At 71.9% G+C, this 16,155-nt stretch carries 12 protein-coding genes; 8 read left to right on the forward strand and 4 right to left on the reverse strand.

Translation table 11 applies throughout. From position 1 onward, the window contains the following. Positions 1 to 50: 50 nt before the first annotated feature. Positions 51 to 1,016, reverse strand: a complete 966-nt coding sequence (locus NRO40_RS06915) for an ABC transporter ATP-binding protein (RefSeq protein WP_058941839.1) — start codon at positions 1,014 to 1,016, stop codon at positions 51 to 53. 89 nt (positions 1,017 to 1,105) lie between these two features. Continuing rightward, on the reverse strand, positions 1,106 to 2,422 hold the full coding sequence (locus NRO40_RS06920; RefSeq protein WP_058941838.1) for an NYN domain-containing protein: 1,317 nt from the start codon (positions 2,420 to 2,422) through the stop codon (positions 1,106 to 1,108). A gap of 261 nt (positions 2,423 to 2,683) precedes the next feature. On the opposite strand from NRO40_RS06920, the gene NRO40_RS06925 reads away from it, so the two are divergent. Continuing rightward, a complete protein-coding gene (locus NRO40_RS06925; protein WP_198549314.1) occupies positions 2,684 to 2,848 on the forward strand; it encodes a hypothetical protein in 165 nt (54 codons plus the stop codon). A gap of 248 nt (positions 2,849 to 3,096) precedes the next feature. Here the strand turns inward: NRO40_RS06925 and dnaE are convergent, their stop codons facing one another. After that, a complete protein-coding gene (gene dnaE / locus NRO40_RS06930; RefSeq protein WP_058941837.1) occupies positions 3,097 to 6,636 on the reverse strand; it encodes a DNA polymerase III subunit alpha in 3,540 nt (1,179 codons plus the stop codon). A gap of 203 nt (positions 6,637 to 6,839) precedes the next feature. Here dnaE and NRO40_RS06935 point away from each other — a divergent pair, with 203 nt between their 5' ends. The 6 genes from NRO40_RS06935 (at position 6,840) to NRO40_RS06960 (ending at position 14,032) form a co-directional block, all read left to right on the forward strand. Then, positions 6,840 to 8,171, forward strand: a complete 1,332-nt coding sequence (locus NRO40_RS06935; RefSeq protein WP_058941836.1) for a DUF2252 domain-containing protein — start codon at positions 6,840 to 6,842, stop codon at positions 8,169 to 8,171. Between the two features lie 51 nt (positions 8,172 to 8,222). Beyond that, positions 8,223 to 8,909, forward strand: a complete 687-nt coding sequence (locus tag NRO40_RS06940; RefSeq protein WP_058941835.1) for a hypothetical protein — start codon at positions 8,223 to 8,225, stop codon at positions 8,907 to 8,909. Between the two features lie 47 nt (positions 8,910 to 8,956). Continuing rightward, entirely contained in the window at positions 8,957 to 9,772 is an 816-nt protein-coding gene (locus NRO40_RS06945; RefSeq protein ID WP_058941834.1) for a thioredoxin domain-containing protein, read from the forward strand. A 186-nt stretch (positions 9,773 to 9,958) separates the two neighbouring features. Then, entirely contained in the window at positions 9,959 to 10,363 is a 405-nt protein-coding gene (locus NRO40_RS06950) for a hypothetical protein (protein ID WP_058941833.1), read from the forward strand. A gap of 683 nt (positions 10,364 to 11,046) precedes the next feature. Next, a complete protein-coding gene (locus tag NRO40_RS06955) occupies positions 11,047 to 12,723 on the forward strand; it encodes an alkaline phosphatase D family protein (protein WP_058941832.1) in 1,677 nt (558 codons plus the stop codon). A gap of 301 nt (positions 12,724 to 13,024) precedes the next feature. Further along, entirely contained in the window at positions 13,025 to 14,032 is a 1,008-nt protein-coding gene (locus NRO40_RS06960; RefSeq protein ID WP_058941831.1) for a zinc metalloprotease, read from the forward strand. A gap of 178 nt (positions 14,033 to 14,210) precedes the next feature. Here the strand turns inward: NRO40_RS06960 and NRO40_RS06965 are convergent, their stop codons facing one another. Beyond that, positions 14,211 to 14,780, reverse strand: coding sequence for a dienelactone hydrolase family protein (locus NRO40_RS06965; protein ID WP_058941830.1), 570 nt, complete (start codon positions 14,778 to 14,780; stop codon positions 14,211 to 14,213). A 38-nt stretch (positions 14,781 to 14,818) separates the two neighbouring features. On the opposite strand from NRO40_RS06965, the gene NRO40_RS06970 reads away from it, so the two are divergent. Next, positions 14,819 to 16,105 carry a mechanosensitive ion channel family protein gene (locus NRO40_RS06970; RefSeq protein ID WP_079047001.1) on the forward strand — a complete coding sequence of 429 codons (1,287 nt, stop codon included), beginning with the start codon at positions 14,819 to 14,821 and terminating at the stop codon, positions 16,103 to 16,105. Positions 16,106 to 16,155: the final 50 nt, after the last annotated feature.

A 16,155-nucleotide genomic window follows, 5' to 3' on the forward strand; every position in this document is an offset into this window, starting at 1 on the left:
GTCCTCGCTGCCGACGCCCCGGCCGGGCCGCCCGTCCCGCCCTCGCGCGTTCATGACTTGACCAGCCCCTTCGCCTCGCCGCCGAGTGCCAGGTAGACGTCCTCCAGGCTCGGCGTCGCCAGGGTGAAGTCGTCGAGCGCGGCGAACGCCGCGCCTCCCGTGACCGCGGCCACCGCGGCCCGCGCCTCGTCCGGGGTCAGCCGCAGCACCCAGCGGCGCCCCGACTCGTGGGCGGACGCCCGCAGCGCCGCCACCTCGGGCACCTCCAGCGGGGCCCGCTCCCGCCACACCAGGTCGACGCGCACCTCGCCGGCCACGCGTTCCTTCAACCCGGCGGGGGTGTCGCACGCGATGACCCGGCCACGCTCCAGGACGGCGACGCGGTCCAGGACCGTCTCGGCCTCGATGACGTTGTGGGTGACGAGCACCACCGTCGCGCCGTGCTCGGCGCGACGCCGGTCGACGGCGGCCCAGACGGCGCGGCGCGCGATGGGGTCCATGCCGGCGGTCGGCTCGTCGAGGACGAGCAGGGGCCGCTCGCCGACGAGCGTCGCGGCGAAGCAGGCGAGCCGGCGCTGTCCGCCGGAGAGCCTCTTGAGGGGGCGCGAGACGAGCTCCTCGAGCCCCAGTTCGGCGAGGACGGCGTCACGTTCGGCCCGCGCGTCACGGGCGGTGAGGCCGCGCAGCCGGCCGGTGGTCTCGGCGGCCAGGCCGACGGTCAGCTCGTCGAGCGCGGTGGACTCCTGACCGAGGTAGCCGATGAGGCGGGCGGCGCGGTCGGGGTGGCGGACCAGGTCGTGGCCGAGCACCTCGACGGTGCCCGAGTCCGGGCGCATCAGTCCGGTGAGCTGGCGCACGAGGGTGGACTTGCCGGCGCCGTTGGGGCCGAGCAGCCCGAAGATCTCCCCGCCCCGCACGTCCAGGCTGACCCCGTCGGTGGCCCGGACCTCGGGTGTCGCGGGCCTGCCTCGGCCGCCGCGCGCGGCGGGGTACGTCTTCACCAGATCCCGCACCACGCACACCGTACTCACGAGGGATGAGCCTAAGGGGTCCCGGACCCCGGATCGCGCCCGGGGCGGTGCTGCGCGGCCCGCCACGCCCGCCGCTACTCCCCCGCCGCGGGGTTTCCGGCCGCGGCGCGCACGTCGATCTCGCGCCAGAAACCGGCCCGGATCGCGTACCGGTCGTGCTCGTCGATCTGGTCGTCCTTGTGCGCGAGGAGTCCGAAGCGGGCGGCGTACCGGAGCAGTTCCCCGTCGATGCGGTGCGGGATGCGCGGGTACATCGCGGAGAGCTTCTGGACGTGGCACTGCTCGGGGAGGCGCTCCATCCAGCGGCGGGCGAAGACCTGGCCGACCTCGAAGGGGTCGCCGCCGACGGTGGTGATGTCCTCCTCCCGGTCCGCCCAGCGCTGCTCCGCGCTGGTGAGCTGGGCGAGCGTGGGCAGGGACGCGGTCTCGGGCGGTTCGCCCGCGGGGCCGCCGGGGCGGTCGATCCAGCCGCGGTCGGAGGACCAGCGCAGGGTGGCGTTGGCCGGTCCGGTGGACGGCTGGGCGGGCTGGTGGGCGGAGGCGCGCAGACCCGCCAGGTCCTTGGGGGTGGGGACGACGCGTGACGCGCCGGAGGGCGCGGCCGCCTGGTGGCCGGTGGCGGGGCCGGCGGGGGCCGTGCCGTCGGCCGGGGTGGCGGGCGGCGCGGCGGGAGCGGGGACGGGCGGCGCGGCGGAGGCGGGCGGGGCGGGGTCGGCGTGCGGGCGGGGGGCGGCGTCGGAGGCGCGTTCCGCCGCGGCGAGGGCCGCCTCGGGCAGGGGCGCGGCGAGGATGGCGGCGATCTCGGGGCGCGGGGCGGGCGGTGGGGCGCAGGGGCCCGTGAGGTCCTTGGCGCGGACGGCCCGGGTGATCCAGGCGCGGTCGAGGACGCGTCGCTCGTCGGCCTCGGCGACGAGGTCCTCGGACTGGTTGTAGTCGCCGTCGGCGGCCTGGACGGCCCAGAGGTGGACCGCGACGCCGTGTTCCTTGGCGGACATCAGGCCGGGCAGCAGGTCGCCGTCGCCGGTGACGAGCACGACGTCGGAGCAGGCGCGGTTGCGGGCCAGTTCCGTGAGTTCGGCGTGCATGGCGGCGTCGACGCCCTTCTGTGCCCAGCGGCCGTCGCTGCGGGTCAGGGCGCCGAGCCGGACGGTCACGCGCGGCATCACGCGGAGCCTGCGGTGCTCCGGCTGGGGGACGCGGTCGGGGGCGCCGTCGAACCAGTAGATGCGCAGCAGCGGTTGCGCGGTGTCGGCCTCGGCCCCTTCGCGCAGTCCTCGGATGAGGGCGGAGTGGTCGACGGTGATCCGGGAGCGGGCCGGTTCCCCGGCGAGGAGGCTGGCGGCGGCGCCGAGCAGATAGCCGGCGTCCACGAGCACGACGCAGCGGTCCACGTGTTCCACCCTCTTTCGGGAACCTCGGGATCGGAGTTGCTTCGGGTTTCCTTCGAGTCTGCCCGACTGTCCGGATCCTGACGGCCGGAGCGCGATCATCGGCGTGGCGCCTCACCGTAGTGCCTCCGACGCCTCCTGACTACGGCCGCTCCGCTGCAGGGAAGGGTGGCTACGGTCGGCAATGATCCAAAATGCGCGCTCCATACTGGTATGTGAGTCTGGTCGCGGTCCTGGCCCCCACATCCCACAGGAGGCACCACCATGGCCAAGCACCGGAAGTCCGAGCGCCAGCAGTCCCCGGCGGAGCGCGGCACCCAGCAGTCCCGCGACACCTCGATGGAGCGGCAGACGGAGCAGCGGGCGACGTCGGTGACGCCGGCGGACGTCGCGCAGAAGGGCCGGCAGAAGAGGTTCGGTCACAACTGACGCGGTGACCGTGTGACCGTGTGACCGGAGAGGTCACAGGTCATACGGAAGGGGCGCGCCCGTGACGACGGGCGCGCCCCTTCCGTGTGACGGCGGCGGGTGGCGGCGCGGGTGGCACGGCGACCGACGGGCGGCGGCGCGACGGGCGATGGCGCGACGGGCGGTGGCGCGAGGCCGGCATCGCGACGGCCGGCGGAGCGACGGGCCGGTGCGTACGGCCCACCGCCCGCGCGGGACGGCGGGGCCGCTCAGCCGGCCAGGCAGGACGGGCCGAGGAGGACCTTCAGGTCGCCGTAGAGGGCCGGGTCGGGCTGGACCCGGTGCCGGTCGAGGCGGAGCACGGTGGTCTTGCGCGGACCCTGGAGCTTGATCCGCACCTCGGTGTTCCCCTTGTGGTGGCTGAGGATCTCCCCGAGGCGGCTGATCATGGGCGGCGTGACCTTCACGGTCGGGATGGTGAGGACGACCGGCGCGTTGGTGCCCGCCGAGGAGAGGTCGGGGACCATCAGCTCCATCGCGACCAGCCGGGGGACGTCCTCGCGCTTGTCGAGGCGGCCCTTGACGAAGACGACCGTGTCCTCGACCAGCTGGGTGGAGACCAGCTGGTAGGTGGCGGGGAAGAACATGCACTCGATGGAGCCGGCGAGGTCCTCGACGGTGGCGATGGCCCAGGCGTTGCCCTGCTTGGTCATCTTCCGCTGGAGGCCGGAGATGATGCCGCCGATGGTCACGACCGCGCCGTCGGAGTGCTCCCCGCCGGTCAGCTGGGAGATCGCGGCGTCGGTCTTGTCCGACAGCACGTGCTCGATGCCGAAGAGCGGGTGGTCGGAGACGTAGAGGCCGAGCATCTCGCGTTCCTGGGCGAGCAGGTAGGACTTCTCCCACTCGATGTCGGAGAACTCCACGTCCAGGCCGAAGCCGGGCTCGTCGGCGCCCTCCTCGCCCATCCCGCCGAAGAGGTCGAACTGGCCCTCGGCCTCCTTCCGCTTGACCGCGACCACGTTGTCGATCATCGGCTCGTGGTGGGCGACGAGGCTCTTGCGGGTGTGGCCCATCTCGTCGAAGGCGCCGGCCTTGATCAGCGACTCGACGGTGCGCTTGTTGCAGACGACGACCTCGACCTTGTCGAGGAAGTCGGGGAAGGAGGAGTACTTCCCCTTCGCCTTGCGGCACTTGATGATCGACTCGACGACGTTCGTACCGACGTTCCGCACGGCGGAGAGGCCGAAGAGGATCACGTCGTCGCCCTGGGCGGCGAAGTTGGACTCGGACTCGTTGACGTTGGGCGGGAGGACCTTGATCCCCATGCGGCGGCACTCGTTGAGGTAGACCGCCGACTTGTCCTTGTCGTCCTTGACCGAGGTGAGCAGCGCCGCCATGTACTCGGCGGGGTGGTTGGCCTTGAGGTACGCCGTCCAGTAGGAGACGAGTCCGTACGCGGCGGAGTGGGCCTTGTTGAAGGCGTAGCCGGCGAAGGGGACCAGCACGTCCCACAGCGCCTGGATGGCCTCGTCGCTGTAGCCGTTCTTCTTGGCGCCGGCCTGGAAGATCGTGAAGTTCTTCGCCAGCTCCTCGGGCTTCTTCTTGCCCATGACGCGGCGGAGGATGTCGGCCTCGCCGAGCGAGTACCCGGCGATGATCTGGGCGGCCTTCTGCACCTGCTCCTGGTAGACGATGAGGCCGTGGGTGACGCCGAGGACCTCCCGGAGCGGTTCCTCCAGCTCCGGGTGGATCGGGGTGATCTCCTGCTGGCCGTTCTTGCGCAGCGCGTAGTTCGTGTGGGAGTTCATGCCCATCGGGCCCGGCCGGTAGAGGGCCGAGACGGCGGAGATGTCCTCGAAGTTGTCGGGCTTCATCAGCCGCAGCAGGGACCGCATGGGGCCGCCGTCGAACTGGAAGACGCCGAGGGTGTCGCCGCGCTGGAGCAGCTCGAAGGTCGTCGGGTCGTCGAGGGGCAGGCTCAGGAGATCGATGTCGATCCCCTTGTTGGCCTTCACCATCTTGACGGCGTCGTCCATGATCGTGAGGTTGCGCAGGCCGAGGAAGTCCATCTTCAGCAGGCCGAGCGACTCGCAGCTCGGGTAGTCCCACTGCGTGATGGTGACGCCGTCGGTGTGCCTCACCCAGACGGGGACGTGGTCGGTGATGGTCTCGCTGGACATGATCACGCCGGCGGCGTGCACGCCCATCTGGCGGACCAGGCCCTCGACGCCCCGCGCGGTGTCGATGACCTTCTTCACGTCCGGCTCGTTCTCGTACATCGACCGCACCTCGCCCGCCTCCGAGTACCGGGGGTGGGAGGGGTCGGTGATGCCGGAGAGCGGGATGCCCTTGCCGAGGACGTCGGCGGGCATGGCCTTGGTGATGCGGTCACCCATGGCGTACGGGTAGCCCAGCACGCGCGCGGAGTCCTTGATCGCGTTCTTGGCCTTGATGGTGCCGTACGTGCCGATCATGGCGACCTTGTCGGCGCCGTACTTCTCCGTCACGTAGCGGATCACCTCGACGCGCCTGCGCTCGTCGAAGTCGATGTCGACGTCGGGCATGGAGACGCGCTCGGGGTTGAGGAACCGCTCGAAGATCAGGCCGTGCGGGATGGGGTCGAGGTCGGTGATGCCCAGCGCGTACGCCACGATCGAGCCGGCCGCCGAGCCACGGCCGGGGCCCACCGCGATGCCCTGGTTCTTCGCCCACATGATGAAGTCGGCGACGACGAGGAAGTACCCCGGGAACCCCATCTGGATGATGACGTCCATCTCGTAGTCGACCTGCCGCCGGCGGTCCTCCGGGATGCCGCCGGGGAAGCGGCGCTCCATGCCGCGCCGGACCTCCTCCTTGAACCAGGTGACCTCGGTGTGGCCCTCGGGGATGTCGAACTTCGGCATCAGGTCGCGCTTCTCGAACATGCCGGCGGTGTCGACCTGCTCGGCGACCAGGAGCGTGTTGGCGCAGCCCTGCTGCCAGGCGTCCGAGGAGTCGATGGCGTACATCTCGTCGGTCGACTTGAGGTAGTAGCCGGTGCCGTCGAACTTGAAGCGGTCGGGGTCGGAGAGGTTCTTGCCGGTCTGGATGCAGAGCAGCGCGTCGTGCGCGCCGGCCTCGTGCGCGTAGGTGTAGTGGGAGTCGTTGGTGACCAGCGGGGGGATGCCGAGCTTCTTGCCGATCTCCAGCAGGCCGTCGCGGACGCGGCGCTCGATCTCGATGCCGTGGTCCATCAGCTCCAGGAAGTACCGGTCCTTGCCGAAGATGTCCTGGTACTCGGAGGCGGACTTCAGGGCCTCGTCGAACTGGCCGAGGCGCAGCCGGGTCTGGAGCTCGCCGGAGGGGCAGCCGGTGGAGGCGATCAGCCCCTCCGACCACTGGGCGATGGTCTCCTTGTCCATGCGCGGCCACTTCTGCAGCCAGCCCTCCTTGTACGCGTCGGAGGAGAGCCGGAAGAGGTTGTGCAGGCCGGTGGCGTTCGCCGCCCAGATCGTCTTGTGCGTGTAGCCACCGGAACCGGAGACGTCGTCCCGCTTCTGGTGCGGCTGGCCCCACTGGACCTTGCGCTTGTTGCGGCGCGACTCGGGGGCGACGTACGCCTCGATGCCGATGATCGGGGTGACCCCCGCCTTCTTCGCCGAGTGGAAGAAGTCGTACGCCCCGTGGAGGTTGCCGTGGTCGCTCATGGCGATGTGGGTCATGCCCATCTCGTTGCAGGCGGCGAACATGTCCTTGAGCCGCGCGGCACCGTCCAGCAGCGAGTACTGGGTGTGGACGTGCAGGTGCGTGAACGGCGGCTTCGACACGGTTGCGGCCTCCGGGGGCGGGGAGCGTCGGCAGACGGGGGGACAGCTCGGAAGTCTACGACTCCGCGCCGACAACGGGCGCCCGGCGCGGGACGCGGCCCGGGCACTCGCGGGCGCCTCCGCGCGTTGATCGGACGGTACGACCCGTCCGATTTGTCATGCACGCCGTCGAGCGGCGTGCGCGCGTCAGGAGGCACCCGACGATGCCGGTCCCGCAGTCCACCGCCCACGAGCGCGGCGAGCAGATCCTCTCCGTGTTCGACACCGCCTTCGGGGAGCTGCTGGCGGCGGACCCGGCGGCCTTCCGGATCAAGTTCCGGAAGATGGCGCACTCCGCCTTCGCGTTCTACCGCGGCGCCGCGTGCCTGTTCTACGCCGACCTGGAGGGGGAGGAGCGGGAGGGCGGCCCGTTCCTGGACGAGCGGACCAGCCGGGTGTGGATCCACGGCGACCTGCACGCGGAGAACTTCGGCACGTACATGGACGCCCACGGCCGGCTCGTCTTCAACGTCAACGACTTCGACGAGGCGTACGTCGGCCCCTTCACCTGGGACCTCAAGCGCCTCGCCGCGTCCGTGGCCCTCCTCGGGTACGCCAAGGCGTTCAGCGACGGGCAGATCACCGAGCTCGTGCGGCTGTGCGCCGCCGCCTACCGGGAGCGGATCCACGCCCTGGCGACCGGGGCCCGCGACGAGGAGGCCCCGCCGTTCACGCTGCGGACCGCGCAGGGCCCGCTCCTGGACGCCCTGCACGAGGCCCGCGCGCTCACCCGCTTCGGCCTGCTCGCCACCATGACGGAGATCCGGGACTTCGAGCGCCGCTTCTCGGCCGGCGGCGGGGCGGTCGACCTCGACGCGGCCACCCGCTACAAGGTGCTGGACGCCTTCGACGGGTACCTGGAGACGCTGCCGCCGTCGAGCCTGGGCCGCCCCGACTCCCACCGGGTGAAGGACGTGGTGGGGCGGCGCGGCATCGGCATCGGCTCGGCGGGGCTGCCCTCGTACAACATCCTGCTGGAGGGCAACAGCGACGCCCTGGAGAACGACGTCGTGATCTACATGAAGCAGGGGCAGGTGCCGGCGGTCTCCCGGCACGTGACCGACCCGGCGGTGCGCGGTTACTTCCACCACGAGGGCCACCGCACGGTCATCTCGCAGCGGGCCCTCCAGGCGCACGCCGACCCGTGGCTGGGCTGGACCGAGCTGGACGGCGCCGGCCAGCTGGTCGCGGAGGTCTCCCCGTACGCCGTGGACCTGGACTGGTCGGACGTGGACGACCCGGACGAGACGGCCGCGACCGTCGCCGACCTGGGGCGGGCCACCGCGGCGATGCACGCGGCCGCCGACGACGAGAGCGGCCACTCGCTGGTGCCGTTCTCCACGGAGCGGGCCATCGACGCGGCGATCGCCTCGGACGAGGAGGGCTTCGCGGAGATGCTGGTCGAATTCGCCCACGCCTACGGGGCCCGGGCGCGGACCGACCACCGGATCTTCGTCGACCTCTTCCGTAACGGTCGCATTCCGGGACTTCGCTGATCGCCGCCTTTTAGGGGCCCCTTACAGCGGCGCGTGGCACACTCTCGGACGATGGACGACATGGCCGGGGCCCAGCTGAGGGGGGCGCGGGCAGCGATCTTCACGGCTCTGGTCGTGACGCTGTCCGCCGCCTCCCACGTGCTGCTGTCCCGGGTGCCGCTCCCGCTGACCGCGGTGCTGCTCGTCGCGGCCGGGGTGTTCGCCGTCGCCTACGCGCTGGCCGGCCCGGAGCGCGGGTTCCGGCCCATAGCGGGGCTGCTCGTCCCGTTGGAGCTGGCCGCGGACACCGCGTTCACCGCGGGCCAGCACGCCTGCTACGGCCCCTCCGGCGGGCCGGTCGCCGGCTCGCTGCGCGCGGTCGGCGTCGACGTGCTGTGCGGTGACGCCGTGGGCACTCCCCTGGCGGGCGTCACCGCGCCCGAGACGGCGGCGGCCGCGCTCCTGCACTCCGCCGACCCGTCGGTGCCGTGGCTGCTGCTCGCCGCGCACGTCTCGGTGGGGCTGCTCGCCGCGGCGTGGCTGCGGCGGGGCGAGGCGGCGCTGGCCCGGGTGCTGCGCGCGGTGGCGGTGTCCACGTTCCGCCCGCTGCTCGTGGCCTGGGCGGTGGCCTCGGCCCGGGGGCTCGCGCCCCGCCGGGCGCCGCGCGCCGGCGCCCGCCCGCTCACCGCCGCGTACCACCGGCTGCTGGTGCACTCCGTCGGGCGGAGGGGACCGCCGTGCCGGGCCGTCACGGCCTGACACACCCCTCGGACACGACCACCCCCACACACGGAGAAGACATCACCATGAGCGCACGCAACAAGCAGGTCAACAAGGCGGCGGCCCGCGAACGGCTCCGGCAGGAGCGGGAGCGCCAGGCCAAGCGGGACAAGGCGCGTCGGCAGATCACCGTCGGCGTCTCGGTCCTGGCCGCGCTCGCCCTCGCCGGCGGCATCGGCTACGCCGTCGTCCAGGCCAACAAGCCCTCCCACTGGGAGGCCGCCAAGGCCGTGAAGGACGTGAAGGCGCCGAGGAACACGGAGGGCGAGAACGGCACCACCGTCGTCATCGGCAAGCCGACCGCGAAGAAGACGCTCCAGGTCTTCGAGGACGCGCGCTGCCCGGTCTGCGCGATGTTCGAGCAGCAGGTCGGCCCGGTCATCGAGAAGGACGTCGAGGCGGGCAAGTACAAGGTCCAGTTCGTGGGCGCCACCTTCATCGACGATGTCGCCACCGGCGAGGGTTCCAGGAACGCCCTGTCCGCCCTCGGCGCGGCGCTCGACGTGAGCCCCGACGCGTTCATGAAGTTCAAGTCGGCGATGTACTCGACGAAGTTCCACCCCGAGGAGTCGGCGGACGAGTTCGGCAAGGACTCCTACCTGCTGAAGGTCGCCCAGACGGTCCCGGCGCTGAAGGACAACGCCGCGTTCAAGAAGAACGTCGAGGAGGGCACCTTCGACGCCTGGGCGCTGAAGATGTCCGCGGCGTTCGACAAGAGCGGCGTCAAGGGCACCCCGACCCTGAAGATGGACGGCAAGCCGGTGACGGACGCGAACGGCAAGAACGCGCCGATGACGGCGGCCGAGTTCACCACGGCGATGGAGAAGGCCCTGAAGGGCTGACCAGAGGCGTACCCCGGGGAGGGGGAGGCGGGGCCGTGGCGGCCCCGCCTCCCCCTCCCCCTGTTTTTCGGCCGTATCCCCGACCGCCCCCGGACTGGGCGGCCACAACTCGGTTGACAGGCCATGGGGTTGGGAGAAAGATCCTTTCCGCATGATCATCTGAACACAAACGGGAGGGATGCAGTCATGCGCGTCAACACCAGGATGAAGAAGCGGGGAGCCGTCGTGGCCGCCGCCGCGGGCGCCGCGTTCCTGATGGGCGTCAGCCCGGCGATGGCCGGCACGGACGCCATCGCCTACACCAACGACGCCGGCTGGGGCGGGTGGGCCAAGTTCGTCTCCAACGGCGACCGCCTCGACGTCTGCGACACCCGGGCGGACGGCAAGAGGGTCCACGGCGAGCTCCTCTACACCACCTCGACCGGTAGCTACCGGCGTGTGGTCGAGGACGCCAACGGCGCGGACAACAGCTGCGGCAGCGGCAGCTGGGACCTCCCCGAGGGCACCCGGGTGACCGTGCGCGTCTGCCTGAAGGACGGAGCGGACGGCCGCGAGGAGTACTGCGCCACCAAGCAGGGCGGCGTCGCCTGATATCGACCTCGCCGCACCGTGACCTCGCCGAATGACCACCGGTGAGGCTCACCGTCGGCGAGGTCGGCCAGGCGCGCGTTCCGGCCGCAGGCGGGCGGCTCGAAGGAGTCCGCCCGCCCGACGCTCGCCCGGCCGGCGCGCCCGAGCATCCGCGACAAGTCGAGTCCCCGCTCACACCACCCCCAGCCGCCGCACCGTCGCCGAGGCCGAGGTGAGGTGGGGGCCGGCCGGGGACCGCGGGTCCCGGCGGTGGATGGAAGCCGTTGGCGGACGCGAACGGCACGAACGTCCTGTTGACGGCGGCCGGATTCACCGCGGCCGTCGACAAGAGCCCCACGTACCGCTCGGCAGGCAAGGAAGGCAAGGCCGGAGCCTGCCGGCGACCCAGACGACAACCGCACACCGAAGAGCGGGCGGACGCCGACGAGTTCGCCCGCTCTCGCGTGTCCCGGTCAGCGCTGCGATCGACGCCGCCCAGTCGATACAGACCTCGCAGCGCCACATCCGCCACGTCGGACACCGAGGCACGTACCCCCGCCGCCACCCGGATCCAGTGAACAGCCCGTTCCACCGAGGACGAGCCGTTCATTCGACAGACACAAGGTGAGCGGATGGCAACTTCCCGCCAAACAAGGGCAGTTGTTGCGTACTGAACAGTAATGGGATGAGTAATCTGCTCCGCCGTGACCAGTCGAAACCTCATCCGCACGGCGGCTCCCAGCCGCCGCACCGTCGTCAAGGCCGCCGCCGTCACGGCCGTCGCCGCGCCCGCGCTCGTCTCCACGGCCGCCTCCCCCGCCGCCGCCACCACCTCCACCGCCGCCTTCCTCCACGGGGTCGCCTCCGGCGACCCGCTGCCCGACGGGATCCTGCTCTGGACCCGGGTGACCCCCTCGCCCGACGCCACGCCCGGTTCCGGCAAGGGCGCCGACACCGAGGTGAGATGGGAGGTCGCCGAGGACCGCGGGTTCACCCGGATCGCCGCCCGGGGAGCGGTCACCGCGAGCGCCGCCACCGACCACACCGTGAAGGTGGACGTGCGCGGGCTGCGCCCGGCCACGCCGTACTGGTTCCGCTTCGCGGCCGGTGCGGACGGCGGCACCGGCACCTCCGTCCTCTCGCCCGTCGGGCGGACCCGCACCACGCCCGGGTACGACGACGCCACGCCGGGCGTCCGGTTCGGTGTCGTGTCCTGCGCGAACTGGGAGGCGGGCTACTTCGCCGCCTACCGCCACCTGGCCGCCCGCACCGACCTCGACGCGGTCCTCCACCTCGGCGACTACATATACGAGTACGGCTCCGGCGCCTACCCGAAGACCGACCGCGTCCTGCGCCCGCACGAGCCCCGTCACGAGACGGTCACCCTCTCCGACTACCGGCTGCGGCACGCCACCTACAAGACGGACCCGGACCTCCAGGCGCTGCACGCGGCCCACGCGGTGATCGCCATCTGGGACGACCACGAGTTCGCCGACGACACGTGGTCGGACGGCGCCGACAACCACACCCCGGGCACGGAGGGCGACTGGGCCTCCCGGATGGCCGCGGCGAAGCGGGCCTACTTCGAGTGGATGCCGGTGCGCACCTCCGCCGAGGGCACGGTCTACCGGCGCCTGCGCTACGGCAAGCTCGCCGACCTGCACCTGCTCGACCTGCGCTCGTTCCGCTCCCGGCAGGCCGGCACGGGCAGCGGCAAGGTCGACGACCCGGAGCGCACGATCACCGGCCGCGCCCAGCTGGACTGGCTGAAGGCCGGGCTGGCCTCCTCGGACGCGACCTGGCGGCTGGTCGGCACCTCGGTGATGATCTCGCCGGTCGCCTTCGGCTCGCTCCCCGCGCACCTGCTGAAGCCGGTGGCCGAGCTGTTGGGCCTGCCGACCGGGGGCATCGCGATCAACGTCGACCAGTGGGACGGGTACACCGACGACCGGCGGGAGCTGCTGACCCACCTCCAGGAGCGGGCCGTCCGCAACACCGTCTTCCTCACCGGTGACATCCACATGGCGTGGGCCAACGACGTGCCGGTCACGGCCGCCACCTACCCCAAGTCGCCGTCCGCGGCGACGGAGTTCGTCGTCACGTCGGTGACCTCCGACAACCTCGACGACATCCTGCGCGTCCCGGCGAACACCGCGTCGACCGTCGCCGCCGCGGCGATCAAGGCGGCCAACAGCCACGTGCACTGGCTGGACATGGACCACCACGGGTACGGCGTGCTGGACGTGACCGCCGAGCGCTCACAGATGGACTACTTCGTCCTCTCCGACCGCAGGAAGCCGGGCGCCTCGGCGACGTGGGCCCGCTCGTACCGCACGCTCAACGGAACGCAGAAGGTCGAGCGGGTGTACTCCCCGGTGTGATGAGGTGACCAGGGGGGCGATTTTCAGCCAACCTGGAGCAGGTTAAACGACGATCACCAGCATGTGTCAGGTGGTGTGTTCCGAAGATCGAAACCGGACACACCACCCGACACCGGTGGCGCGTTCGTTACGGACGGGTCTCAGCCATCGGGACGGACCGCAGGATTTCCTCTCCCGGATGTCTCCATCACCTCAACGATCGATTGGGCCGGATCACTCCTGCCGCACATCTGACATGGCCACGTAATCTCCGGGCGTCGGCGGGGAAAGCCCCCGCCGGTCCCCCCGCGAGGAGTCACCCATGCGTGCTCTTGTCCGCATATCCCCGAGAACGCACCGCCGCGTGCTCGGCACGGCCGTACTGGCCGGAACGCTCGCCCTGTTCCCGTTCTCCGCCCCCACCGGTGCCGCCGCGACCGCCCCGCTCGCCGCCGCCGGCGAGGAGTGCGTCGAGGAGACGGACGCGAGCGCGCACGCCCGTGAGTCCCGCCCGTCGGGCGACGTCCACACGCACGAGCCCAACGAGGTGACCGCCGAGAAGGCCGCGGCCATGGAGGCCGACCTCCAGAAGAAGCTCAAGGCCGCCAAGGCCAAGGGCCTCGACAGCAGCCGGTTCGACACGGCGGCCGTCGCCACCACCATCCCGGTGTACTTCCACGTCGTGCACGACGGCGCCAAGGGCAAGCTGACCGCCACGGACGTCAACAACCAGATGGCCGTCCTCAACTCCGCCTTCGGCGGCCAGGGCAGCGGCAACGCCCCCACCGGCTTCCAGTTCACGCTGGCCGGCACGACCTACACGGACAACGCCTCCTGGTACAACCTCGCCTCCGGCTCCCCCGAGGAGAAGGCGATGAAGACCACCCTCCGCCAGGGCGGCGCCGGCGCGCTCAACTTCTACACCGCCAACCTCAGCGGCGGCCTGCTCGGCTGGGCGACGTTCCCGACGTCGTACGCCTCCAACCCGTCCATGGACGGCGTCGTCGTCCTCGACGCGTCCCTGCCCGGCGGCTCCGCGGCCAACTACAACCAGGGTGACACCGGCACCCACGAGGTCGGCCACTGGATGGGGCTGTACCACACGTTCCAGGGCGGCTGCAGCGGCCAGGGCGACTACGTGACCGACACGGCCGCCGAGAAGAGCCCGGCGTACCAGTGCCCGACCGGCCGCGACACCTGCGCCCGCCAGGCCGGCGTGGACCCGATCCACAACTTCATGGACTACACGTACGACTCCTGCATGCACCAGTTCACGGCCGGTCAGGTGCAGCGCATGCAGGACCACTGGACGGCGTACCGCACCCGCTGACCCGGCACGCACCGACGGACCGCCGCCGAACGGTCCGTCCGCGGGGAGCGGCCGAGGGCCCGGCGCCGCCACGACGGCGGTGCCGGGCCCCTCGGCGCGTCAGGCGACCGGTGCCGCGACCAGGCCCCGGCCCCGGGCCCCGGCACCCGACCGGCGCGGCCCGGCACCCGACCGGGGCTCAGAGGCCGTCGAGGAACGACAGCGCCGTCGCCCAGGTGCGCTCGGCCGCGTCCGCGTCGTGGTCCGGCAGATCGGGGTCGGTGTACAGGTGCCCGGCACCCCTGTACCGGTGCACCTCGACGTCCGCGCCGGCCCGCCCCATCTCCAGGTACCAGGTGTTCAGCCAGTCGTCCGGCTCGAACGGATCGGGGTCGGCCATGTGCAGTTGCACCGGCAGACCGCCCACCGACGCGTCCTCCGGCACGTCGTACGTGCCGTGCAGCAGGAGCAGTCCCCGCGCCTTCTCGTCGGCCACCGCCAGCATCTGGGCGAAGGCGGCGCCCAGCGAGAACCCCGCGTACACGAGGCCCCGCTCGGAGTGCGGCGCGGCGGCGGAGACGGCCCGCCTGGCCAGCTCCTCCCAGCCGATGCGGTCCTTGATCTCCCTCCCCTCCTCCACGGACGCGGCGGTTTGGCCGCCGTAGAGGTCGGGCACGTGCACCTGGTGCCCAGCGGCGCGCAGCCGGTCCGCGGCGGCGTGCACCGCGGGGCGCGGCCCGTAGACCGAGTGGAACAGCATGATCTCCATCCGGTCATCCTTACACCACACGTCGAGCGTCCGGAGTCATGGAGAACGTACTGCGCCCCCTGATCGTCCTCGGCGGCTCGATCCTCCTCACCCTGCTCGTCGGCTGGCTGGCCGACCTGCTGCTGCGGCGGGCCGACGAGCGCCACCACGAGACCCCGCTCTGGGGGCTGCTGCGGCGCTGCCGGATACCGCTCCAGCTGGTGATGCTCAGCGCGCTGCTGCGCGGGGCGTACCGCCAGACGGCGTGGCGGATCATCCAGGACCACGCCACGGGCATCGGCCGCGCGCTGACGCTCGTGCTGATCGGTGCCAGCGCGTGGCTGGTGATGCGGATCGCGTCGGCCGTCGTCGAGGCGACGTACACCCGCTACGCCGCGACGACCCGCAACGCCGAGCGGCGCCGCCGGGTCCGCACCCAGGTCACCCTGATCATGAGGATCGTCACGGCGGTGGTCGGCGTGGTCGCCACGGCGGCGATGCTGCTGACGTTCCCCGACTTCCGGGCCGTCGGCACGTCGATGCTGGCCTCCGCCGGCATCATCGGCATCGTCGCGGGTGTCGCCGCCCAGTCCACCCTCAGCAACGTCTTCGCCGGGTTCCAGATCGCCTTCGGTGACATGGTGCGCATAGGGGACACCGTGGTGGTGGACGGGGAGTGGGGCGTGGTCGAGGAGGTCACGCTGACCTTCCTCACCGTCCGGACCTGGGACGAGCGCCGGATCACGATGCCCGTCTCGTACTTCACCAGCAAGCCCTTCGAGAACTGGTCGCGCGGCGGCCCGCAGATCACCGGGACCGTCTACTTCCACCTGGACCACGCGGCCCCGGTGCCGCTCATGCGCGAACGGATGCACCGGCTCCTCCAGGAGTCGCCGGAGTGGGACGGCCGGAGCTGGTCGCTCGCCGTCACGGACACGACCCCGAGCACGATCGTCGTCCGGGCGGTGGTCACCGCCCGGAACGCCGACGACGTCTGGACGCTCCGGTGCGACGTGCGGGAGCAGCTCGTCACCTGGCTCTCGGAGCACCACCCGTACGCCCTGCCGCGCGTGGCGACCACGACGGCGCCCGGCCGGGCCGGCGACCCCACCCGCCCCGACCGCGCCCACCGCGACGACGTCCGCCCGGACGGCGTCGACCGTGCCGACGGAGCCGAGGGAAGCGGCCGTGTCGACGGGCGCGGCGGCGCCGACGGCGACGGCCGGCGCCCCGACCGCGACCCCTCCGACCGGGAGCGCCCCGACCTCGGGCGCGGACCCGAACGCGACCGGCGGACCGAGCACGGCCGTACCGTCGAACGCGGCCGGGGTCGCGCACGGCGCTGACCGCGCGCCGGCGGCCCTGCGGGCGCGCGTCACCCTGCGGGCGCGCGTTA

Origin of the sequence: Streptomyces changanensis, assembly GCF_024600715.1 — a bacterium.
Lineage (GTDB): Bacteria > Actinomycetota > Actinomycetes > Streptomycetales > Streptomycetaceae > Streptomyces > Streptomyces changanensis.